Origin of the sequence: Sphingobacterium phlebotomi, from assembly GCF_008180195.1 — a bacterium.
Classification (GTDB): domain Bacteria; phylum Bacteroidota; class Bacteroidia; order Sphingobacteriales; family Sphingobacteriaceae; genus Sphingobacterium; species Sphingobacterium phlebotomi.
Genome location: NZ_VTAV01000021.1, coordinates 43,184 through 66,494, shown reverse-complemented (window position 1 = coordinate 66,494; position 23,311 = coordinate 43,184). Strand labels below are relative to the sequence as shown.

Genomic DNA, 23,311 nt, shown 5'->3' with positions numbered 1-23,311 from the left:
GATATTAACCGGATAGGTTGTCGGCTGGAAGGCACAACGAGGGATATGATTAAAAAGGCAAAAAAGGAAGGTTTCAAAATAACTTTATGGCCGGGTCATAGTGTGGAAGACTTTCTGCTTGGTGTGATGCTCGAACCTGATGATCTGTGTACGGATGTTCCCGTGGAGGTGATGACATGGGTGAAAGAGAATGCTCCCTGGATTACCATAAAATAGGGTGCCGGAAAAAACCACCCAATATATTGCACTTTATCATTTTATATGGTAACTTGTTAAGCCAATTGGGGGGATTGGCTTATTTTTTGCAAAGACATACTGTATAACCAACGATAGGGCTTATGATGAGAAGATGCTTTTATATCGTGCTGTTTCAGTTATTGGTAACCACAACAGCGTTATTTGGACAAAAACTTTCCCTGGCTGAAATAAGGAAGGATTTCAAGATAGGGCATAAAAATGAAGAAACATGTAAAAAGCATCTGGAAGTTTTAGAAGAATATGCAGACTGTCCAGTAGAGCGAGGGTACGAAGCAGCTTACCACATGTTTATGGCAAAACATACGGGGAATCCCCTGAAAAAAATGGGTTATTTCAGAAATGGAAAGAAGATGTTAGAGGAGGAAATAACGAATAATCCAAGTGAAATAGAATTGCGCTATATTCGTTTATGTATCCAATATTATATCCCTTCATACTTAGGTTATAAAGATAATATAGAAGAAGATAAAGATTTCTTGGTGAATAATCTGTACAAGTTAAAAGATAAAGAAACGAAACAACTTATCTATACCTACCTAAAAGGAGCAAAGATGTATTCCGAAGAAGAATTGGCTTTATTGAGACGTTAAAGGAAATCAATTAAAATCGTTAAAAATACAAGGCGAATATGTAACTTTGCGCCATGTCCGAAAAAATTATCATTCTTGATTTTGGCTCACAATATACACAGCTAATAGCACGCCGTGTTCGTGAGCTTAACGTTTATTGTGAAATTCATCCATATAACAACCTGCCGGAATTTGATGACACGGTGAAAGGCGTTATCTTTTCAGGCAGTCCTTATTCCGTTAGGCAAGAGGATGCACCCCAAGTCGACTATACCAACATTCAAAATCGTTTTCCGTTATTAGCCGTTTGCTATGGAGCACAGTATTTAGCACAACAGTCTGGAGGAGAGGTGTCGCCCTCCGAAATCCGGGAGTACGGACGTGCCAATTTACAATTTGTGAACCAGGAAAGTACTTTGTTGAAAGGCGTACCCGTGCAATCACAAGTGTGGATGTCTCATGGCGACACTATTAAAGAAATACCTTCCAATTTTAAGATTATCGCCAGTACGGACAAAGTGCGTGTGGCGGCGTACGAGATCGAAGGTACGCGCACGTATGGTATCCAATTTCACCCCGAGGTGACACACAGCACCGACGGACAAGTATTGTTAAAGAATTTTGTCGTTGATATATGTGGTTGTGCACAAGACTGGACACCTGATACCTTTGTGGAAACAACGATAGCGGAGCTGAAAACACAATTAGGAGACGATCATGTGATTATGGCATTGTCTGGTGGTGTGGATTCTACAGTAGCAGCTGTATTATTACATCAAGCTATCGGAAAAAATCTACACTGTATTTTTGTGGATCATGGCTTACTTCGTAAAAATGAATACGAGCAAGTATTGGATTCATACAAAAATATGGGGCTGAATATTAAAGGTATAAATGCGAAAGAATTGTTTTTTGGCCGTTTAGCAGGTGTTTCGGAGCCAGAGCAAAAGCGAAAAATAATCGGTGCTTCCTTTATTGACGTGTTCGATCAAGCATCCAAAGATATCCAGCATGAATTGCCAGAAGGAGTCGAAGCAAAATGGCTAGGACAGGGCACGATTTACCCCGATGTTATCGAATCGATTTCTGTGAAAGGTCCATCAGCAACTATTAAATCGCACCATAACGTCGGAGGTTTACCCGATTTTATGAAACTGAAAGTGGTAGAACCGTTGAAGGCGCTGTTTAAGGATGAAGTACGTCGGGTAGGAAAAACGTTGGAGGTAGATTCCAATATTTTAGGACGTCATCCTTTTCCGGGACCGGGACTTGCCATTCGGGTACTTGGCGACATTACCGAAGAAAAGGTACGGATTTTGCAGGAAGCTGATGACATCTATATTCGTAACTTAAAAGAAGCGGGATGGTATGATAAGGTATGGCAGGCGGGAACTATCTTTCTACCTGTGCAATCTGTAGGCGTTATGGGCGATGAGCGTACGTATGAACACGTAGTAGCCTTACGTGCGGTGGGGTCGTTAGACGGGATGACAGCCGATTGGATTCACTTGCCATACGATTTGTTAGCAAAAATTTCAAACGAAATTATCAATCATGTTAAAGGAATCAACAGAGTTGTCTATGATATCAGTTCAAAACCACCAGCAACAATTGAATGGGAATAAGCAATTATTCGTATGGGCATTGGCACTCCTCTTTTTTTTAGGAGCTTGTTCGCCTAAAACCAGGGTGTTAAAATCGCCTGACCATAGTGGTGGAAATGTAGGGGGGACTATTCCAAAAGAAGAGAAGCCGGAAGCTGTCGATAAAGAAAATACAGCAGAAGACGCGCGTAAAGCGGAAGCAGCTAGAAATAGTGTAGCGTTGGTTCTACCTTTTCAATTGGATAAGATTTCACCGCATACATTATCAAAAGAAGACGTTAATCGCTCGGCAATTGCCCTTGACTTTTATCAAGGTTTTCAATTAGGATTAGATGAATTGGCGCAAAAAGGTCGCTCTTTTTCACTCCATGTAATTGACTCACGAGATAATCAACTACATAATCAATCTGTTGCAAAATCAGAAGAGGTACAAAATGCAGCACTTGTTGTAGGACCGGTATTCCCTAAGGAAATAACAACGTTTGGTACGCATTTTTCAAATAAGAATGTGTTACAGGTGAATCCTTTGGCCGCCTCAAGAGCACGAGAATTTAGCTTGCCGAATTTGGTGTCCTTAACGCCATCTATTGATATACACACCAAAGTCATGGCAGAACGCGTGGCTCGTGATTACAGGGTTGGTGACGTCGTCATTATCTATAATACCTCCGATAATGACAGTAGGCAGTTCCTAGGTGGCTTTTTATCGGAACTGAAGAAAGCTAACCCATCTGTTCAGGTACGTTCGGTATCATCTATCCCACAATTAAATGAAGAGATCAGCTTAACCGGTACGAACTTGGTTGTAGCCGGTACGACCGATAAATTTCAGCTACGTTCTTTTGTAAGTAATTTAGAAACAAAATCTTCGGAAGAATTTTATACATTTCGTGTGTATGGACATCCTTTATGGGATCGCATAGACTTCAGTATATATGAGCGATTTAGTGATTTTCGACCAGTTATTACTTCGGAGAGCCATTTGAAAACATGGGCAAGAGGGGCAAAAGAGTTTAAAGATAAATACTATTCTTTATATAGCGTTGATCCGTCGGATTATTCCTATAAAGGATATGATGCAGCCCGATATTTCGGAAACTTATTAGCGAAATATGGAGAATCTTATCCGGAACATATCACAAAAGAAAAATTTGAGGGCTTATTTAGTACTTACGAATTTGATTATAACGAAGCTTGGGGATTTGCAAACAACGCCCTTTCGTTTAAAAGCTATCAAGGCTCGTCGTTTCAATTAAACTAATATGGAGATTAATCCACGGAGAGTCGAGCAGCAGTTGCGAAATTTTCAACGTGCAATAGATGCTTATGATAATACCGAACCATTTGCTCGATTTCTTACCAGATTTTTTAAGGAAAATAAACAAATGGGGTCATCCGATAGACGGATGACCTCTCGTTTATGTTATAATGTATTTCGATTAGGGGATTCTCTAGTCAATTTACCAACAGTTGATCGTCTTGTTGTTTCCGAATTTTTGTGTGAAACACAAAGTGCCATTGTGGCGTTTTACCAACCAGATTGGATGGCTAATATTACTTCCTCTTTAACGGAAAAGATTCTTTTTTTAGAGACGCAGGGCTATCAAGTGATAAATCGTCTTTTTCCCTTCACTTCTCATTTGTCACCAACCATCGACACGGAGCAGTTTATATTAAGCCATTTGGTCCAACCCGATTTATTTATTCGTGTACCACAAAAGAATAAAGCTGCCGTAGAACGAGAGCTTACCGAGCACAAAATCTCTTTTGAACAAGTTTTTGGAAATGCCTATCGTCTGCCCAATGGTAGTAAGCTTCAGAATATAAGGGAGATAGACGGGTTATATGAAGTACAAGATTTATCTTCTCAGCAAAGTATCGAAGGTGTTTTGCTAAAGCGGGGAGATAAATGGTGGGATGCATGTGCCGCATCTGGTGGGAAATCTTTGCTGTTATTGGACCATTGTCCACATATTGATTTGTTGGTCTCGGATATACGCCTGAGCGTACTCCGCAACCTAGACGAGCGTTTTGATAAAGCAAAGATAAAAACGACCTATAGGAAGAAAGTGCTGGATTTAACCCAGGATATCAGTCATCTGATGGATGGAGAAGCCTTTGATGGCATATTGGTTGATGCACCTTGTTCCGGTTCGGGAACCTGGGGGCGGACACCTGAGATGCTTAGTCAATTTGACGAGGAACGTATTCAAGCATTTACTACACTTCAACGTCAAATTGTTGACACTGTGGTCCGTTATCTGAAGCCGCAAGGAACATTAATATACATCACCTGTTCTGTATTTGAAGCCGAAAATGAACAGCTTGTTCGTTACTTAGAAGAAGAACATGGATTAGTGGTGGAGGAAGGTAGTATTATTAAAGGGTACAATAGAAAATCGGACAGCATGTTTGCTGCCCGACTGCGAAAAATCTAGTCGCATTTACCAGGTATAACCAATACCGGGCAACTTGCTTTTCGTATGACCGATTCAGATACACTGCCGGAGATAAAATGTTCAAAGCCAGTACGTCCGTTAGATCCCATAACAATAAGATCTGCTGTCCATTCGGCCGCTGTACTTAGAATCTCATCTCGAACATTGCCTACTTTATTAAATAGGAAGACTTCCTGTGCCCCTTCAAAATCAGCTGCTATACTTTCTAGATATCGTTGAGCAGATTCTTGCTGTATTTCTGAAACTTCTGGTACAACGATTGGCTGTTGTCCTAACAGCGGATCCGCTCCATAGTTGGCGGGGGACGTAGGGGGAATAACCGTGACCAATGCAATCGACGAATGAAACTCTCGAACCAAATCTTTTGTGTAGTCAATAGCCTTAACGGTACATGGTGTATCATCCACGGCTAGAAGTATGCGATTAAATCTGTTACTGCTCATCTTTTGTGGCTATATAAAAAGTGATATATTCGTATAGATAAAACAGCGTTGCTGTAGTATTTGTTTTTATAAAAATCAACTCATATGAACATAGGTATCTGCAACTTATCCGTCATCCCGTTAAGAGTGGCTAACACACACCGCAGTGAAATGGTGAGTCAAGTACTTTTTGCGGAACAATTTGAAATACTGCAAGAAGAAAAAGAATGGGTTTACATCCGTATGTTTGATATTGATTACAAAGGTTGGTTGCAAAAAGGGCAGTTTGTATCCTTACCGGAAAATCATTTTATAAATATCTCGGAAGGTAATTACCTTGTCGTGGATATAGCCGGTGCAACAGCTTTCTTAGACGATAAAAAAGTTGATTTATTGCCAGGAACAAAGATTCCAAAACTTTTACTGCAGCAATATCCGGGTTTTCCATATGGGATTGAAGGGAGTTTACGAAGACCAAATGTGATAGATTTTGAGACGGAATTCCCCAAATTAATAGATTATTATCTCAATAGCCCCTATCTCTGGGGTGGACGTACGCATGTAGGTATCGATTGTTCAGGGCTTAGTCAAATTATATATACCCACTTTGGGATACAATTGCCACGTGATGCTTACCAACAAGCCGAGAAAGGAGAGGTAGTCGATTTTCTGTCTGAAATTAAACCCGGAGATCTTGCTTTCTTTGATAATGAAGAAGGGCGGATTATCCATGTAGGTGTTATGGTGGATGACGAAACGATTTTCCACGCTTCTGCAAATGTGCGCATAGATAAGATGGATTCGGAGGGTATATTTAATAAAGAGCAAAACCGTTACACCCATAAATTACGGATTGTGAAAAGATTCTGGTAATTACTATTTTTGATCATGTCTTTAATAAATAACAGATACTTCCTTCTGGCAAGTACCCAGCTTTTTCCTTTAAACTTTCTTAAACCGATAGTGATGGAAGCCGAAGATGCGGCATTGATCGCAGCAAGAGATGCTTTTATTGCTTATAGAGAAGGACAATCGGAGATAGCTTTGGAAAAGTATACAGTAGCTATACAGCAGTTTCCTGATCAACCCTTTTTCTATGCTTGTCGGTCGATCCTCAATATGGCTCTAGGGGACGAAGAAGGTGCTTTTTATGACTATCAAGTAGCCAAAGGCTTAGATTTTAATTATCAAGCTTTTTTGGAATGGGTAGAAAATAGACCTGTAGAAGAGGTTCCTTTAGGGACGCATACCGATCTTAAGAACCTATTGTCCGATGCCTTGGAAGCTACACAGCAATTTGATTACGAGTATACATTAAAATTGTATGCATATGCTCAAGAAAAATATCCGGAGGATGTGGATGTGTTAGTATATCGTGGTGCATTACATATACGGCTGTTAAGATACGACAGCGCTTTGTCTGATTTGAACCAGGCAATAACGATGAGCCCAATGCATTTTCAAGCATACTTGTTTCGCGCGAAATTGTTTAAGGCGGTTCAGGAGCACAAAGAAGCCAAAGAAAATTTTGCTAAAGCTGCGGAGATTCAGCCAGACGCTGCTGTGATTTACGAAGAGCGGGGCGGCTTTCTAGTTGATTTAAAGTCGTATGAAGAGGCTTTGCTCGATTTTAATAAATTGGTAAGCTTGCTTCCCGAAGATTTTTATGTATACGCCCTTCGTGCAGACCTCTTTGAGAAAATGGAGAATTGGAAAGCAGCATTATATGATTACTCCAAAGCAATAGCGCTAAATCCTTATTATTCCGATTTATATGCTTATCGTGCCAACATGAAAGACCGCTTGGGTGATACGACGGGTGCCGCGGAAGACCGCCGTGTGTTCGAGGAACTGGAAAAAGAAGACTGATGTACACTTTATTCTATTTCAACGTTTGATCAAAAAAATCAATTGTTCTCTTCCAAGCTAGATCTGCGGCCTCTTTATCATATCGGGGCGTAGTATCATTATGAAATCCGTGGTGTGTGTTTGGATAAAAATGAGCCGTATATTCCTTTTTGTTAGCTTTTAGCGCTTCTTCATAGGCTGGCCAGCCCTTATTTACATTTTCGTCTGTTTCCGCAAACTGTAACAAGAGGGGAGCATGTATGTTCGGTACCTCTTCCACAGGAGCTTGCCCACCGTAGAAAGGTACTACTGCAGATAGTTTAGGTATGCGGACAGCCATCATGTTTGATATCCAACCTCCAAAACAGAAGCCTACAACACCAACTTTTCCATTGCATATGGATTGCGTTTTCAAATAATCAAAAGCGGCGATAAAGTCTTCTAACATTTCGTCGCGATTGCGTTTCTGCTGTAGCACACGACCATCATCGTCATTGCCAGGATATCCGCCCAATGGCGATAATGCGTCCGGTGCTAGACTAACGAAACCCGCTAAGGCAGCACGACGGGCAACATCTTCTATATGTGGGTTTAGTCCTCTGTTTTCATGGACAACAATAATACCACCGAGTTTTCCTGTAGCGGCTTTTGGTATAGAAAGTAACCCCTTGATTGGACCTCCTCCTTTGGGCGATTGGTACGTTATATATCGCGAGTCTAGCCGTGGATCATCTGCTTTTATCTGAACAGCATTTTTATAGTCCGGTGTTAAAAAACTCATTAAAGAAGATACGGTCAATCCGCCGACGGCATACAAGGAAAGCTTTTGCATAAACTCCCGTCGATTAAGACGGTTGTGGGCATAATCATTGTAGAGTTCGAATACTTTAGGATCTAATTCTTCTTTTTTTATGTTTTTCATATCGTGATTTTTTGAGGAACATAGTCCTATTATAACTAAACGATCGTTGTTTATATTTTGTTTTGATTGTAACACAAAAAGCTATCTTTGTTTCGTGAATTTAAAACGAGACGAAAATTTACTCATCAAAAACGATGCAGACAAAAAAGAATATACCTTTTACAGGTTACGAAAAATTGGTGATTTTCATCTTAGCCATCAGTCAGTTTACGGTTATTCTGGATTTTATGGTGATGTCACCGTTGGGTGACCTGCTTATCAAATCTATGGATATGCATGCCTCATCTTTCGGTATTGTGGTATCTGCTTATGCTTTCAGTGCAGGTGTTTCCGGACTTTTAACGGCTGGTTTTGCAGACAAATATGACCGGAAGAAACTATTACTATTTTTTTATACCGGCTTTATTATCGGTACGGTCTTTTGTGGAATTGCCAACACGTTTTACACACTAGTAGCAGCAAGAATTATAACCGGCTTGTTTGGTGGGGTTATAGGTTCTATTTCCATGGCCATTATCACAGATCTGTTTGCTTTGGAGAAGAGAGGGCGGGTGATGGGATTTGTTCAGATGGGGTTTGGTGCCAGTCAGGTTTTAGGTATCCCCATCGGGCTTTATATCGCGAATAAAATGGGCTGGGAAGCTCCATTCCTGTTTATAGCGGGATTAGCTATACTCATAGCGGTTCTTATCGTTGTGCGGCTAAAACCAGTAGATGCTCATTTAGGAATGGAAATACAGAAAAAAGCCATCAGCCATTTAATGCAAACGTTAAAAAAGAAACCATATCGTGTTGGTTTTTTAACGACTGCTGTATTGTCTGTCGGTGGTTTTATGATGATGCCATACGGAACAGTATTTGCCGTCAATAATCTTGGAATAAGCAATGAACAATTACCTTTTTTGTTTATGGCCTCGGGTGTAAGCTCCCTTCTTATTATGCCATTCATTGGAAAAATGAGTGATAGAGTGAATAAATATAAACTGTTTGCAGGAGCGACGATTTGGCTGATGGTCATCTGTGTTATTTATACCAACCTCTCCACGACTCCTTTTATCTGGGTGTTGGTGGTCAATATCTGTATGATGATGGGGATTATGAGCCGAATGGTTCCGTCGTCTGCACTTATATCCGCCGTTCCGGATATGCAAGATCGTGGAGCATTTATGAGTATCAACGCATCGCTACAGCAAATAGCTGGAGGAATTGCTGCAACGATTGCTGGACTTATCGTCTACCAGCAAAATAAATTCAGCCCGTTGGAACACTATGATATGGTTGGATACGCAGTTGTTGCCATATCATTGGTTTCAATATTGTTCATGTACAGGGTAGACAGGCTTATAAAAACTAAAACCAGGAATACAACTCTATCCGTCTTAGACGAACCAACCGTTAGTTAAAACAATGTGTTTTCTTTGTTCGGTATGCGAAGGTTTGAACCTATTTCCTTGTTAAGGTGCTCGATGAAATGTGCAGCTAATAGCGGGGATTCCAATTCTATATTCTGATGGATAAAGAAGTATAATTTTTGTAAACCCGCTTCTTTCCACTCCTTAATGACATGGACCCATTGGAGTAACCGGTCATAGTCTGATGGATGGTTAGCGCCTACATATCGTATAAATGCTGTAGGGGTCGTTAAACGCATATGCACCATATCACGACGCCCTGCGGTATCGACGAGCACATTGGTTGTATCCGTCTGTTCGAATAATTTGTATAACCTTTCGCTGATTTCGTTGTCCGAAAACCACTCTTGATTACGGACTTCTACTGCCAGTGGATAGCCTTTCGGAAAACTATACAGGAATTTTTCCAAGCGGTCAAAATCCTTCGGTTTGTAATTATCGTGCATCTGTAGAAATGCCATACCGAGTTTCTCTTCAAATAGCACGGTCGCATCCACAAAATCCTTTATTTTCTCTTCCGTATTGATCAGCCTGGAATAATGACTAACCGATTGCGGAATTTTAGGGAAGAACTTGAAGTCATCAGGTGTTTTATCTTTCCAGGTTTTTACCTGTTCTTTGGAAGGAGAATTGTAGAATGTTGCATTTAATTCAATCGAATTGAACTGTCTAGAATAATAGGCTAATTCATCTTTTGTACCTCGAGGGTAGAAACCTTTTAAATCTGTTTTGTTCCATTTTGCACAACCTACAGCGATTTCAATCGGTTTATCCTGTTTGTTAGCCTCTAGCAACCGGAATGACTCTGTTGGTGTAGGAGGTAGGGAAAAATCGATTTCCTCGGGATTGCTTACTTGTCCAAATTTCATACTCGAAGATAAAAAAAATATAAAAAACACCCAACAAATAGAATAGCCGGGCGTTAGTTTTATAACAAGATTGTACCGTTACACATTAAATCTAAAGTGCATAATGTCGCCATCTTCCACGATATAGGTCTTTCCTTCTACACTAAGCTTACCTGCCTCTTTAACTGCATTTTCCGAACCATACGTAATGAAATCTTCGTATTTGATGACCTCGGCGCGGATAAAACCTTTTTCGAAATCCGTATGAATAACACCTGCTGCCTGTGGTGCCGTATAACCTCTTTCGATTGTCCAGGCACGTACTTCTTGAACACCCGCTGTAAAATAAGTAGCAAGATCCAATAGGGAATAAGCTGCCCTGATTAATTTATAAACACCAGACTCATCCAATCCTAAATCGTCGAGGAACATTTTGCGTTCTTCATATGATTCAAGTTGAGCGATTTCAGATTCAATCTGAGCCGAAATTACGAGTACTTCCGCATTCTCATCCTTTACAGCTTCTTTCACGCGGTCGACATAAGCATTTCCTGTCGTTACCGAAGCTTCGTCTACATTACATACATATAAAACAGGTTTTATAGTAAGTAGAGCAAGATCACTGATAAACTCAAAATCTTCTGGTTGGATAGGTGTAGTTCTAGCGGATTTACCAGCTTCTAGATGTCCTTTGACAACGGATAAAATTTCATATGTTTTTTTTGCGTCCTTATCACCACCTGTCTTTGCCATCTTTTCTACCTTTTGAATACGCTTTACAACGGTATCCAAATCCTTCAACTGCAATTCAGTATCGATGATTTCTTTATCGCGAATGGGGTCTACAGAACCATCTACGTGTATGACGTTGCCGTCATCGAAACAACGCAAAACGTGAATAATAGCATTCGTGGTGCGAATGTTTCCCAAAAATTGGTTTCCTAACCCTTCCCCTTTGGAGGCGCCTTTTACTAAACCGGCAATATCTACAATCTCGATAGTATTGGGAACGACGCGTTGTGGTTTAACAATTTCCGCTAATTTATTTAATCTGTCGTCGGGTACGGTAATAACACCGACGTTAGGTTCTATTGTACAAAAAGGGAAATTTGCCGCCTGTGCTTTTGCATTGGAAAGACAGTTAAATAATGTTGATTTACCCACATTTGGTAAACCTACTATACCACATTGTAAAGCCATGAAAATTTTATTTTTTTTAAATCGCACAAAGATAGCGAAAATCAGGTGTATGTAGCTAAAATTCGGGATTTTTGCCTATTCTTTCCGTACAATTCAATTTTGTCAATTAGATTTTTTAAGTTTGAGTCAAATTTAGTAATTGAAATAACATATGTGGAAAGCGATAAAACCCATTTTCAACGTGGGGGCTGTCATGGTTGCAACCTTATCTTTAATGGGTTGTCAAGGAAATATGAGTACGAGTATTGCAAGTTCGCTCCCCGATACGGTAGAAATCGATAGTATCGCTGTTTTATCTGATCAGGAGTTAGAAGATACTGTGAAAAATAAAAAAGGATATTTAACGGAGCGATGGCGAGATCCTGTTCGTATTCCGGTAGATACCTTGAATCCTATCAGTAAAGATTCCCTAGAGAGATATACAAGAGGAGAACGTCGTCGTGTAAGGGACTCCGTACGTCGGGAATTAGATAAGCTTCCGAAACATGTTTATTTTACGTTTGATGATGGCCCCTTGATAGGGAGTTCGGCAATTGATTCTATTTCGAAAGCAAAGAATATCAAGATCAATGTGTTTTTGGTCGGTAGACATGCGAATATGTCGAAACGGTTGAAAAGGGATCTTCAGCGTTATAAGGATAACGCTTTGGTAGAATGCTACAATCATAGCTATACGCATGCGGGTAATAGATTTACTACGTTCTATAGCAATCCAGTCAGTGCGTATGAAGATTTTGAAAAAAATGAAGTGGATTTGGAGTTGAAGCATAAAATAGTTCGGTTGCCTGGGCGGAATATCTGGATTTATGATGATGTAAGGCGAATCGATCTAAAAAGCGGGGCGAGTACAGCCGATATGCTATATACTAACGGATATAAAATTTATGGTTGGGATGTGGAATGGAGAATTAACGGAGCTTCGGGCAATCCGGTACAGCCAATGAATGAGATATACACGCGTATCCGGAATTTTATGAACAACAAATCATCCATGGAGCCGAATAACGTCGTGTTATTGATGCATGATGATATGTTCCAGAATAAAAAGGGGCAACAATTGCTCTCATCGCTAATTGATACGATCCAAAATACAACAGATTATAAGTTTGAATTTATAAGAGATTACCCGTTTCGATATTAGGAATAGACAAGAAAAATGCCCCTATAAAATTTAGGGGCATTTTCTTGTCTATATATTTTATTCTACGACAACTCCCATGTTGCTGAATTTATCGATACGCTCGGCAACAAGACTATCGGCATCTTTTCGTGTTAGTTCTGTAAGATCACTTAAAATCCTTGTTTTTAAGTTTTCTGCAGCTATCGCGGGATCTTGATGTGCGCCACCTATCGGCTCGCCAATGATACCATCAATTAATCCGTTTTTCAACATATCTTCTGCTGTCAGTTTAAGGGATTCTGCCGCTTTTTCCTTCTGATCCCAACTTCTGTAGAGAATAGAAGAGCAAGACTCAGGCGAGATAACCGAATACCACGTGTTTTGCATCATATATACGCGATCTCCTACGCCAATTCCCAACGCTCCTCCGGAAGCACCTTCGCCAATAACAATACAGATAACAGGCACTTTAAGTACGGACATTTCTAAAAGGTTGCGCGCAATAGCTTCCCCCTGTCCGCGTTCTTCTGCTTCCAGACCAGGATAAGCGCCCATTGTATCAATTAACGTGACGACCGGTTTATTAAACTTCTCCGCCATTTTCATTAATCGAAGTGCCTTTCTATATCCTTCTGGATTCGCCATCCCAAAATTGCGATATTGACGTTCTTTTGTGTTCTTTCCTTTTTGGTGTCCAATCACCATTACGGATTGCCCGTTAATAGAGGCAAACCCGCCTACAATAGCTTTGTCATCCCGTACAGTGCGATCGCCATGAAGCTCAATAAATTCGTCGCAAATCATCTCGATGTAATCGAACGTCTGCGGACGGTCTGGGTGACGAGACATCTGGACTTTTTGCCAACCAGTCAAGTTTGAATAAATATCTTCTTTGGTTTGTTCGAGCTTTTCCGCTAGTTCATTAACAGTAGCACTCATATCTACTTTGGTCTTCTCCTGCACTTGCAAGACCTTTTCTATTTGGGTTTGCAAGTCTGCAATAGGCTTTTCAAAATCAAATGTTGTTTGCATAATTTTATATGTGTCTAGCGCATTTCAGCATGCTAAGTTAGGTTATTTTGCGTGATATTGCAATATCAGCGGAAAAGTTATAATTTAGGGCGTTTTATTATCATGACAGAAGAAAAGAAAGATACGAATCCCATACCGTTTTTAATTAAACTGGTTTTATGGATTTTATTATATGCCTCGTTTTGGTATTTTGGCGACTTTTATGAGCAACATCCTCGGCTGAATAAAGTATCCGATGGACTTAACCTGTTTTTAACAGCCAGCATATTGTTTTCTATAGGTCGGTATATCATCATCATGATATATAAAAAGCGGCATGAGAAACGGATTGTTCGGGGTAATTTTGTGTTAGGTATCAACCGTTTGACGGTCGTATTGAACACATCGATGGCTGTCATTGCGTTCATGATTGCTTTTGGTATAGATCCCAGGGAATTTGTTACCAGTTTAACTATTGTTGCCATGGCGATAGCCGTTACTTTTCGGGAGTATATCACCAATTTGATTTCGGGATTGTTCATTATGTTTTCTGATCAGCTGTCGGTAGGAGACAGGGTAAGGATTGACGAGCATAAGGGCCGTATCGTCGATATTAATTTTTCAAGCTTGATTATACAAAACGAAGATGATGATATGGTCATGGTACCCAATAACATGGTTTTTACGTCACCCGTAATTAATCTATCAGCTCATCGTTCGTCGCTTTTTCTTGTGAAATTTGAATTACCACTACAGGCAGCAGTGGAGGTGGATAAACTGGACGAAAGTATACAAGCGCTTTTAGCGAATCATCCTTATCTAACAGGTGAGGACGATTTACAGCTTAAAGTTGTTGAAATAGGGAAAGATTATGTTAAATACAAAATGGAGATGCATGCGAAAAGCAGTAGCAATAAAGTGCATAAACAGGTAGAAAACGAAGTCTTTAAGGAAGTGTTGAAGTTTAAGCGGGAATACGATATAAACACTTAAACTATATTTTGCGCACCTTTATCTGTTTCACAAAGTGGTGAGATCCCTTTTCGAGAATTAAATCTGCACGATAACGGGTTGGCAATATATTCTTGTGCAGGTTTGGAAGGTTAATGGTATTCCAGATATTTGTCGCCATAGCGATACTTTCTTCTTTGCCTAGATTGGCATAGCGATGAAAATAGGATGCCGGATTTTGAAAAGATGTGGCGCGTAAAGATTCAAATCTATTGATATACCAGTTTATCAAATCCTTCTCATCGGCATCGACATAAATAGAATAATCAAAATAATCTGACACAAAGACACTGCTTCCTGTAGATGAGTTTACTTGCAATACGTTTATGCCCTCTACAATAAGAATGTCCGGTTGTGCGATGATTTGGTTCTCATGAGGCATAATGTCGTATTCCAAATGGGAATAGACGGGTACTTCAAATTGGGGAATACCGGATTTCATCGTTGCAAGAAAACTCAGTAACAGTTTAGTATCGTAACTTTCGGGAAAACCTTTCCGGATATTCCGTTCTGCTAAGATTTTGTTTGGATACAAAAAACCGTCTGTTGTCACCAGTTCCACCTTAGGTTTGGTAGGGAGCATGGAAAGTACTTTCTGTAGTACACGCGCGGTAGTACTTTTTCCTGCAGCAACAGACCCTGCTATCCCCAGGATAAAAGGCAGGCTATTATTACCCTTGTTCAGAAAATTATTAACGGCGGCATGTTGATCTTTTGTGCGCTTAATCAAAATACCCAATAAATGGGCTAACGGGAAATATATTTCTTCAATTTCTGTAACAGTAAGCGGTTCATTTAGAGCGCGTAGGTTTTCTATATCACCTGATGTAAGATGATGCGAAAAATGACCGTTTAAACTTTTCCATTCCGCTCTGTCAAATAGCTGAAATGGTGTATCAACCTCGCTGTTGTTAGTTGAAGACATACATTTAAATTTTTAATGTCGGCAAATATACCATGTTCAACTAAAAAAGTGTAGATTAATTTATATTAAATTGCTTTCTATGACAATAAGATTGCTTAATCCGTCACGAAAATAACCCCTCGATAATTAAACTTCCTGTCGCTGGATTAGTAGCTAATGGTACATTATAAAGATCGGATATTCGCATGAGCATTTGAATGTCGGGCTCATGTACATGTTTGCCTAGCGGATCACGGAAGAATATAATCCCGTCTACTTTTCCTTCTGCTGTTAGTGCGGCTATCTGCGCATCGCCACCCTTCGGACCACTTAGTTTGAGTTCTACCTCCAAACCGGTTTGGGCCACATAAGATCCCGTCGTACCAGTGGCAACGATATTAGCATTTCTTAGAAACTCAATATGGTCTTTTACAAACCCCACCATATCTGCTTTTTTTCCATCATGTGCAATTAGTGCAATTGTTTTTTTCATGTATTTAATTATTGTTAAGTTTAAGTTTTTAATAATTTTATCCAAAGAAAATATAGGCCACTATGATAGCGGCGATAATACCAACTAGTTCTGCTAAAAGTGCACATGGAAGCGCGTGCCGTGTTTTTTTGATGGCCACTGAACCAAAATAAACAGCCAACACATAAAATGTAGTCTCCGTAGAGCCTTGTATCACACACGCTACACGTGCCGCGAAATCGTCAGCACCTTTCGTTGCCATCAATTCTACCATTAATCCCCGTGCACCGGAACCGCTCAAAGGTTTCATAAATGCGACAGGCAATGCCTCTACAAACGAAGTATCTATTCCTACAAATGCGATGAGAGAGGAGATGCCCTCTACTAAATAGTCCATGGTTCCGGAAGCCCGAAATACGGCAATGCCGACCAAAATAGCGACCAGATAAGGGATAATTTTTACAGCCACTTCAAATCCTTCTTTTGCCCCTTCAATAAAGGCATCATAGACATTGATACGCTTAAATAACGCGAGTGCAATAAAAGAAACAAAGATGCTAAATAGAACAAGGTTGCCAAAAACACGGGATATAACATCAATTTCTTCCGGTGCTAATGTGCTGAAATAATATAATGCGCCGCCTACTAGAACAAGCAATCCGCCCAAATAAAGGATAATCGTTTTATGAAAAAGGTTAATCTTTTGGTAAATGGCAACCATAATAAGTGCGGCTAACGTAGAAAAGAATGTCGCGATAAGAATAGGCAAAAAGATGTCGGAGGGTTGTGCTGCACCAGCTTCTTGTCGATATGCCATGATAGAAATAGGTAGCAAGGTAAGACTGGAAGCATTTAATACAATAAACATAATCTGCGCATTGCTTGCCGTGTCTTTCTGTGGATTAATTTCTTGGAGTTCCTTCATTGCCTTTAAGCCCAAAGGAGTCGCTGCATTGTCCAATCCAAGGGCATTGGCGGAAAAGTTCATGAGGATAGAACCCAGTGCGGGATGATTTTTGGGTATTTCAGGGAAAAGTCGATTAAAAAATGGTCCTACCGCTTTAGCGAAGATATTAATCATGCCTCCTTTTTCTCCAATTTTCATAATCCCTAATGCAAATGTCATCATACCGATTAAACCGAGGGATATGGTGGCACCATTCGCTGCACTTTCAAAGAGGGAGTTGACGATATTTTGGAATATTTCTGTATCGCCGCCAATGAGCTTAATGATAGCGACTAGAAATGTTATCAAGAAAAAAGAGACCCAAATGTAATTTAGTGCCATACTTGTTTTTTTGCTGTGTAAATGTAGGAGTTAATTTTTTAAAAAACTCCATACCGACCGATCTGTATTATTTTTCTTATCCGCTATGATTTCAGCAACGATTTGATTCATTTGCTCTTCATGCTCACTAATTAGTTTGTCACCCAAGGAGACAAGTTTTTGAACGTTAGATGGCGAAGCGGAATCCATAGACGGATTGATGGAGGAGAGATTGCTGGGTTCGATACGGATATAATTGCTCGATTTGTTAACCGAGCGGAATAATTGTTTTAGATAATAGTCGGTGCTCTCTGCAGAGCTACTACTCATAATATCGACTAACGCAGGTCCAATGGAAATAGCCCATTTCTTTTTGAAATCTTCATAATTATACGAAATTTTTGATAACCCAGTTCCTAAGGAAAGGATCCAAATATCATTTATTTTATATGTATTGTAGCTTTTGATGACTTCCAAAAGAGCGGATAAGGAAGGGTTGTGCGCAAAGACACCCCCGTCAACCAAGGGATAGCGTGTATTGGCAATAGAGAAAATTTCTGCGACGGAAAAATACGTAGGCGCAGCGGATGTGGCGCGACATGCATCCCGTATATAAAAGTCGCGCGAATCACCATGCGATATAGCTTTTTGCTGTCGGAAAAGGTGATTTTTACGCAATTCAATATTGTACGCTGTGATAATACAAGGCTTAATAAGCTGACTGAGTTTTTTATCCCCGAAATAGCTTTCCAGTACATTTTCCAATATCGTCTCGTCGTATAGTTCGCTGAGCAAGCCAAATTTGCTCAGAAAACGACGCCAATGCGAGGCAGAAAATATTTCTGTGCCGTGATTTAAATAAATATCAAGTGCATCTTTTGCTGTATACTTTTGTTTGCTGGGTTCATTATCATCGGGGCATAATAGAATAGATAGAAGGATTCCGCCCGTACTTGTGCCTGCAAAAAAATCAAAATAGTCGGTTAAGTGAGCTTCGGGATTATTCGTTGCATGCTGTATTTTTTCTTCCAGTGCCACCAAAAACATCCCTGGAATAATACCTCGGATACCACCACCGTCTATTGAAAGTATTCTCTTCATACGTCCATTCGGTTGATCGTTTAAATCTAGGTAAAAAAGGTTAAAACTTCGAATTTTTTATATATTGGTCAATAAATATAGACAAAGAATAAAATTCCAATGTTATACTCGAGTGTGACAACTAAAAAGATCGGTAAATGAAGATAAAATTTCGATTGGAAAAGCTTACACCAATGGACTTTCCTGTATATTTTAGTTTAGTTGGTGATGAAGAGGTCATGGCGATGATTACGGAACGTGCTATTCCCTTAGAAGAGGCCAAGTCAGATTATGAGAAACGGATGTTGGAAAATCAGTTTCATAATGATTTCGGACATTTTAAAATCATACAGGAAAAATCAGGGGATTTTATTGGAGTGGGAAAATTAGAGATAGAAACCCTTGATAGTACCGAAGCGGAATTAGGATATATGCTATTACCTAAATATTGGGGGAAAGGGATAGCGAGTGAGGTTGCTGGTCGACTGATCGATGTGGCAAGAAAACATAATTTCATTACAAAGCTTTTCGCTATTATAGATCCGAAAAACATTCCATCTCGAAAAATCTTGACTAATAATGGCTTTGTTTCTAAAGAATTTGCAGATTTTGATGGGTTACCGGGAGAAGTATTGGAGTTAGTGTTAATATCCTGCCATCATCCCCGTAAAGATTGGTGATATTTGACTCAATGCCAAGATCCGCTATTATTTTGGCGGATTGAACAACCTGCTAAAAACGTATATGAAAAAGGACTATTGGCTGCCTTTCCTTACCTGCTTTATACCTGCTTCACACATGCTTCGCCTTTTTACCGTGTTTTTTATGTGATTTTACCGTGTATTTACCGTGTAAACCTCGGTAAATACACGTTGGCTACACGGTAACTCCCCGGTACATGGGCGAATAGTATCCGAACAGAGGGTTAAGACTGTCCGAAAAGAAAAGGAACCCGATACGTATGATTTTCCATTCCGGTGAAATATACCGGTATGCGAACAGGCGTTACAGATGGTTTAACAATTTAAATTTTTAAGTATGGCAACAATGTATCCTTTGTTTTTCGGTGTTCTTCTGATCGCTGTTTCCTCCATACCGCCCGAATAGCAGTACACAGTTGAAATATGATATACACATGCCACCTGCGCCCAGATCTGTGCTAAATGGCTTCTGCGTGAATTGTGGGTACCTGCGATTTTTATTTCATAATTTTTAAGCAAAGCCTTGCCCTGGCTGAAAATGTCCAATAATGGCAATCCTGTTCCAGGCATTGATGGTAATTACCGCCATTACTATTTCCGCAATTTGATTTTCGCTAAAAAATTGTAACGCTTTTTCATAAATTTCGTCTGATAATCCATTTTGGTGTATCAGGGTTACTTCTTCGGTAATTGCTAACACTGTTTTTTCTTCATCGGTAAAAATTCCGCTGATTTCCCGCCATGCATTCAGTAAAAATATACGCTGATGGGTTTCGCCATTTTTTAATGCATCTTTGGTGTGCATATCTATACAGTAAGCACATCCGTTGATTTGTGAAGCGCGGATTTTTATCAGTTCTTTTGTAGTTTTAGAAATGGAAACCTGTGACAGATAGATTTCCAGTCCCGTCATTGCTTTTAAAGCAAGAGGTTCTGCGGAGTTGATATTTACTCGTTTTTGCATTGTTATGTTGTTTTAAAATTGACAACACAAAATTGAAAAATCCGGAAACGGGAAAACTTAAACTGGTTTAAGAAACGCTTCTCTTGCGGATTTCGCTCAAATATTCGGGTGTGAAACCAAGGAAAGAAGCAATGAGATATTGGGGAACACGCTGCACAAATTCGGGATGCTTGCGAAGTAGTTCAAAGTAAAATTCTTCTTTCGAAAGCGAGAAAAGGTATTTTACGCGCATTTGTGCTGCCGCATACGCCCGCTGATAAACAAAGCGGAAATAACGTTCCATGACGGGAAAGTTGCCCAATAGTTTTTCCTGATTATCTTGCGTGATGCAGAGTATCTCTGATTTTTCTACGGATTGTATATAAAACTCGGTGGGTAGTCTATGTTCATAAGCAATATTGTCTGTCATCCACCAAGTTTCGATGGCAAATTCGGTGGTCTGTTCAATGCCTTTTTCGTTGATGTAGAACTTGCGAAGCAATCCTTTCAGTACAAAGTAATGATACTTACAAACCTGTCCTTCCTGCAACAGGTTTTCTTTTTTTGAAACAGGCCTTACCGTGAAGAATGTCAGAATTTCTTCAAATTCTTCCTCGGATATTTTTACAAATTTTTTTATATGATTTTTTAATATTTCGGACATTAAATATAGTCTTTTCTTTCTCCAAAAATACAAATTAAATCCCCGTGTTATAATAGTCATGCTAGCAAATAATAGTATACCCCAATATCTCCCTATACGAACATGATCTCATTCCATAAGAACGGCTTCGGTAACCCAAATTTCCAATCGGTCTTTTTGTTGTCGGTTTAGGACTGTTTTCCCTTTTATAGTCACAGGCCGATCTGACATCCTTTCTTTTTTTCCATTGGATAGCGTTATCTCCACCATCGCAGGGATCCCGTTCTGCCCGCAGAACATACATTGCTGGATGGGAAGCACCGATAGCATGAAAGTGTTATGTCTAAACCCTGATTTGATTGGGATCATGTATCCCTGAAGCTCTACGGTCTTGCCGTCCAGCGCCGCCAATGGTGCAGGAAAATGCGGTGTGTATACCGTTTTAGCGTTTTCTTTGGTCACCTTATACATGAGCATATCAAACGTTTCCCACACTTTATTCATTAAGGGTTTATGATCCTGCAGATGCTGCAGTGCTGTAGGAGGTTGTTGTGCACATCCGAGGGGAGGGAAGCATGCCAAGCCCAGCGACAAAATAAGAGTTAATATATATTTCAACATATCGTAGCGAATTCGATGGATATACAAATATAAAACTATTATGCAACAATGTTGCTTTTGTTGTGTTTTGTTTTTACTTTTGTATTCAAATGAGAGAGCTATGAGTATCATTCCGCAAAATTTTGAAGGCTGGAAGATCTGCGTGGAGAAGAAATGTGGTATCCCTTTGACCTTGGAATTTGCCAAACGTCGATTGGCAGTTTATGAAGACGAAAGACTTGACGAAACTAAACGGTTTGTTAACCTGTACGGCCACGAGCATTTACGCCATATAAAGGATTGGTTTCGTCGGATAATCCGGGAGGAAGAAATTAAAATGAGATTTTAATAAATATAACATGATCAGAAAATTACCTGTTACTGTTTTGAGCGGCTTTTTGGGAGCCGGGAAAACGTCTTTGTTGAACCACGTACTACACAACAAGGAAGGCCAGAAGGTTGCTGTCATCGTAAACGATATGAGCGAGGTCAATATCGATGCACAGGCCGTTGAGCGAGAAAATGTACTGTCCCGCACGGAGGAGAAGCTGGTGGAGATGAGCAATGGATGTATCTGCTGTACGCTGCGTGAAGACCTTATGGTCGAAGTGGAAAGACTGGCAAAAGAAGATAGATTCGACTATTTATTGATCGAAAGTACCGGGATTTCCGAACCTATTCCCGTGGCCCAGACGTTCAGTTACGTTGACCCGAATAACGATATTGACCTTTCCTCCTTCAGTTACATCGATACGATGGTAACCGTCGTGGACTGTTTTAACTTCTTCCGGGATTTTGGCAGCGCCGAAACGCTGTGGGATAGGGAACTTACGGACGACGACCTGGATAACCGGACGATCGTTAACCTGTTGACTGACCAGATTGAATTCGCTAACGTGATCGTGCTGAACAAGGCGGATTTGGTTTCGGAAGAAACGCTGGGCGTATTGGAAGCGGCCATTCACAAGCTCAATCCGGGAGCGAAAATTATCCGTACGCAATTCGGGCAGGTAAATCCAAAAGACATCATGGGTACCGGTTCGTTTGATTTTGAAGAAGCTTCTGCATCGGCAGGATGGATCAAGGAACTTGAAACGGAGCACACGCCTGAAACAGAGGAATACGGCATTTCCTCGTTCGTTTTCCGGTCACAACGGCCGTTCCATCCCCAGCGTCTGCATAAATATCTTAACGAAACCTATCCGCATAATATTATTCGTGCTAAGGGATTGTTCTGGATGGCTTCGCGACCTGATATAGCGATCAGCTTCAGCCAGGCTGGTGGTAGTGTACGACTGGAAAGTGCCGGCTCTTGGTGGAGCAGTATGCCCGAAGAAATGCGGTACCAGTATCCCGTCTACACGGAGATCCGAAGCGAACTGCTGAAGAGGTGGCACCCTGAATGGGAAGATAGGAAGAATGAGCTGGTCTTTATCGGTCAAAATCTGGACAAAGAACAATGTCTAGCCGAGCTGGAAGCCTGTCTCTTGACTGAAGAGGAAGCGGACGACTGGCGTTTTACCTGGTGGAAGGATGAATTTCCAAAGAATATTTAGATGAATGTTATTGATTTTACATAAAAGAGGGGCTTCTTGACGAAACCCCTCTCAGCGGAGAGGGCGGGATTGGTTCAGCCCCACAAGCCCGTACTCTCGACCTGAACCCTCTCCGAGTCGAACCCTGCGGGTTCTCATCCCTTCGATAGCAAAATAAAAACGCTTTAGAAATAAAAAAGCTCCAATCTTTTGATTGAAGCATTCGCTAAGCTCCTTTCTTTTTCTGTTTATGGACTTCGCTCAAGTAAACTTGGCTCGTCCATAAACAGAAAAACCCGACTAACGTCGGGCTACATTTTGGTTGGCGGAGAGGGCGGGATTCGAACCCGCGGTACCGTTTCCAGTACGACAGTTTAGCAAACTGTTCCTTTCGGCCACTCAGGCACCTCTCCTTTATTTTAGTAGTGCAAACATAAAGCAAATATTCCAATCCACAAAGCTTTAAAACCGTTTTTTTGTCA

At 40.4% G+C, this 23,311-nt stretch carries 25 protein-coding genes and 1 tRNA gene; 13 read left to right on the top strand and 13 right to left on the bottom strand.

Annotated elements, in window-relative coordinates; genetic code table 11:
• The 5 genes from FXV77_RS22210 to FXV77_RS20160 form a co-directional block, all read left to right on the top strand.
• The coding region (locus FXV77_RS22210) for a PI-PLC domain-containing protein (protein WP_222867839.1) at nt 1–216 on the top strand (216 nt) is incomplete at its 5' end.
• Nucleotides 217–338: 122 nt separating this feature from the next.
• Nucleotides 339–848: a hypothetical protein gene (locus FXV77_RS20175; protein ID WP_246162540.1), complete on the top strand. Its 510-nt coding sequence runs from the start codon at nt 339–341 to the stop codon at nt 846–848.
• A gap of 53 nt (nt 849–901) precedes the next feature.
• A complete protein-coding gene (gene guaA / locus FXV77_RS20170) occupies nt 902–2,452 on the top strand; it encodes a glutamine-hydrolyzing GMP synthase (protein WP_148921043.1) in 1,551 nt (516 codons plus the stop codon).
• Entirely contained in the window at nt 2,409–3,692 is a 1,284-nt protein-coding gene (locus FXV77_RS20165; protein ID WP_148921042.1) for an ABC transporter substrate-binding protein, read from the top strand. Before guaA ends, FXV77_RS20165 begins: the two co-directional genes overlap by 44 nt.
• Nucleotide 3,693: 1 nt before the next feature.
• A complete protein-coding gene (locus FXV77_RS20160; protein WP_148921041.1) occupies nt 3,694–4,869 on the top strand; it encodes an RsmB/NOP family class I SAM-dependent RNA methyltransferase in 1,176 nt (391 codons plus the stop codon).
• On the opposite strand, the gene FXV77_RS20155 is transcribed toward FXV77_RS20160, so the two are convergent.
• The gene (locus tag FXV77_RS20155) at nt 4,866–5,333 is read right to left on the bottom strand and encodes a universal stress protein (RefSeq protein WP_148921040.1); all 468 of its coding nucleotides are present in this window, start codon (nt 5,331–5,333) and stop codon (nt 4,866–4,868) included. The two genes, FXV77_RS20160 and FXV77_RS20155, sit on opposite strands and share 4 nt — an antisense overlap.
• Before the next feature lie 84 nt (nt 5,334–5,417).
• On the opposite strand from FXV77_RS20155, the gene FXV77_RS20150 reads away from it, so the two are divergent.
• Together FXV77_RS20150 and FXV77_RS20145 are read left to right on the top strand one after the other, a co-directional pair.
• Nucleotides 5,418–6,185, top strand: a complete 768-nt coding sequence (locus FXV77_RS20150; protein ID WP_148921039.1) for a C40 family peptidase — start codon at nt 5,418–5,420, stop codon at nt 6,183–6,185.
• Between the two features lie 15 nt (nt 6,186–6,200).
• Nucleotides 6,201–7,181, top strand: a complete 981-nt coding sequence (locus FXV77_RS20145; protein WP_148921038.1) for a tetratricopeptide repeat protein — start codon at nt 6,201–6,203, stop codon at nt 7,179–7,181.
• Nucleotides 7,182–7,194: 13 nt separating this feature from the next.
• Here FXV77_RS20145 and FXV77_RS20140 read toward each other — a convergent pair whose 3' ends face one another.
• A complete protein-coding gene (locus FXV77_RS20140) occupies nt 7,195–8,082 on the bottom strand; it encodes a dienelactone hydrolase family protein (RefSeq protein ID WP_148921037.1) in 888 nt (295 codons plus the stop codon).
• Between the two features lie 134 nt (nt 8,083–8,216).
• On the opposite strand from FXV77_RS20140, the gene FXV77_RS20135 reads away from it, so the two are divergent.
• A complete protein-coding gene (locus tag FXV77_RS20135) occupies nt 8,217–9,485 on the top strand; it encodes an MFS transporter (protein WP_148921036.1) in 1,269 nt (422 codons plus the stop codon).
• Here the strand turns inward: FXV77_RS20135 and FXV77_RS20130 are convergent.
• Nucleotides 9,482–10,363, bottom strand: coding sequence for a DUF72 domain-containing protein (locus FXV77_RS20130; protein WP_148921035.1), 882 nt, complete (start codon nt 10,361–10,363; stop codon nt 9,482–9,484). The genes FXV77_RS20135 and FXV77_RS20130 overlap by 4 nt on opposite strands.
• A 78-nt stretch (nt 10,364–10,441) precedes the next feature.
• Nucleotides 10,442–11,542 (bottom strand): redox-regulated ATPase YchF, encoded by a 1,101-nt coding sequence (gene ychF, locus FXV77_RS20125; protein ID WP_148921034.1) that lies wholly within the window; start codon nt 11,540–11,542, stop codon nt 10,442–10,444.
• 151 nt (nt 11,543–11,693) lie between these two features.
• Between ychF and FXV77_RS20120 the strand changes: the two genes are divergently transcribed.
• A complete protein-coding gene (locus FXV77_RS20120; RefSeq protein ID WP_246162539.1) occupies nt 11,694–12,683 on the top strand; it encodes a polysaccharide deacetylase family protein in 990 nt (329 codons plus the stop codon).
• Nucleotides 12,684–12,740: 57 nt separating this feature from the next.
• Here the strand turns inward: FXV77_RS20120 and FXV77_RS20115 are convergent, their stop codons facing one another.
• On the bottom strand, nt 12,741–13,694 hold the full coding sequence (locus FXV77_RS20115; protein ID WP_148921033.1) for an acetyl-CoA carboxylase carboxyltransferase subunit alpha: 954 nt from the start codon (nt 13,692–13,694) through the stop codon (nt 12,741–12,743).
• A 102-nt stretch (nt 13,695–13,796) separates the two neighbouring features.
• Between FXV77_RS20115 and FXV77_RS20110 the strand changes: the two genes are divergently transcribed.
• On the top strand, nt 13,797–14,666 hold the full coding sequence (locus tag FXV77_RS20110) for a mechanosensitive ion channel family protein (RefSeq protein WP_148921032.1): 870 nt from the start codon (nt 13,797–13,799) through the stop codon (nt 14,664–14,666).
• 1 nt (nt 14,667) lies between these two features.
• Here the strand turns inward: FXV77_RS20110 and coaA are convergent, their stop codons facing one another.
• The 4 genes from coaA to FXV77_RS20090 form a co-directional block, all read right to left on the bottom strand.
• Nucleotides 14,668–15,609, bottom strand: coding sequence for a type I pantothenate kinase (gene coaA, locus FXV77_RS20105; protein WP_148921031.1), 942 nt, complete (start codon nt 15,607–15,609; stop codon nt 14,668–14,670).
• Between the two features lie 103 nt (nt 15,610–15,712).
• Entirely contained in the window at nt 15,713–16,081 is a 369-nt protein-coding gene (locus tag FXV77_RS20100) for a methylglyoxal synthase (protein ID WP_187444193.1), read from the bottom strand.
• Nucleotides 16,082–16,118: 37 nt separating this feature from the next.
• Nucleotides 16,119–17,348, bottom strand: a complete 1,230-nt coding sequence (locus tag FXV77_RS20095; RefSeq protein ID WP_148921030.1) for a nucleoside recognition domain-containing protein — start codon at nt 17,346–17,348, stop codon at nt 16,119–16,121.
• A 30-nt stretch (nt 17,349–17,378) separates the two neighbouring features.
• Entirely contained in the window at nt 17,379–18,428 is a 1,050-nt protein-coding gene (locus tag FXV77_RS20090; protein ID WP_148921029.1) for a patatin-like phospholipase family protein, read from the bottom strand.
• A 137-nt stretch (nt 18,429–18,565) separates the two neighbouring features.
• On the opposite strand from FXV77_RS20090, the gene FXV77_RS20085 reads away from it, so the two are divergent.
• Nucleotides 18,566–19,087 carry a GNAT family N-acetyltransferase gene (locus FXV77_RS20085; protein ID WP_187444192.1) on the top strand — a complete coding sequence of 174 codons (522 nt, stop codon included), beginning with the start codon at nt 18,566–18,568 and terminating at the stop codon, nt 19,085–19,087.
• A 532-nt stretch (nt 19,088–19,619) separates the two neighbouring features.
• Here FXV77_RS20085 and FXV77_RS20075 read toward each other — a convergent pair.
• The 3 genes from FXV77_RS20075 to FXV77_RS20065 all read right to left on the bottom strand — a co-directional run bounded on the left by FXV77_RS20075 (nt 19,620) and on the right by FXV77_RS20065 (nt 21,315).
• Complete coding sequence (locus FXV77_RS20075; protein WP_148921028.1) at nt 19,620–20,072, bottom strand: carboxymuconolactone decarboxylase family protein; 453 nt, start codon at nt 20,070–20,072, stop codon at nt 19,620–19,622.
• Nucleotides 20,073–20,139: 67 nt separating this feature from the next.
• Nucleotides 20,140–20,715 (bottom strand): Crp/Fnr family transcriptional regulator, encoded by a 576-nt coding sequence (locus tag FXV77_RS20070; RefSeq protein WP_148921027.1) that lies wholly within the window; start codon nt 20,713–20,715, stop codon nt 20,140–20,142.
• Nucleotides 20,716–20,823: 108 nt separating this feature from the next.
• The gene (locus FXV77_RS20065) at nt 20,824–21,315 is read right to left on the bottom strand and encodes a hypothetical protein (protein ID WP_148921026.1); all 492 of its coding nucleotides are present in this window, start codon (nt 21,313–21,315) and stop codon (nt 20,824–20,826) included.
• A gap of 100 nt (nt 21,316–21,415) precedes the next feature.
• Between FXV77_RS20065 and FXV77_RS20060 the strand changes: the two genes are divergently transcribed.
• Entirely contained in the window at nt 21,416–21,643 is a 228-nt protein-coding gene (locus FXV77_RS20060) for a hypothetical protein (RefSeq protein WP_246162538.1), read from the top strand.
• 10 nt (nt 21,644–21,653) lie between these two features.
• The gene (locus FXV77_RS20055) at nt 21,654–22,850 is read left to right on the top strand and encodes a GTP-binding protein (protein ID WP_148921025.1); all 1,197 of its coding nucleotides are present in this window, start codon (nt 21,654–21,656) and stop codon (nt 22,848–22,850) included.
• A 302-nt stretch (nt 22,851–23,152) separates the two neighbouring features.
• Here FXV77_RS20055 and FXV77_RS20050 read toward each other — a convergent pair.
• Nucleotides 23,153–23,242: transfer RNA gene (locus tag FXV77_RS20050), tRNA-Ser, on the bottom strand.
• Between the last annotated feature and the right edge of the window lie 69 nt (nt 23,243–23,311).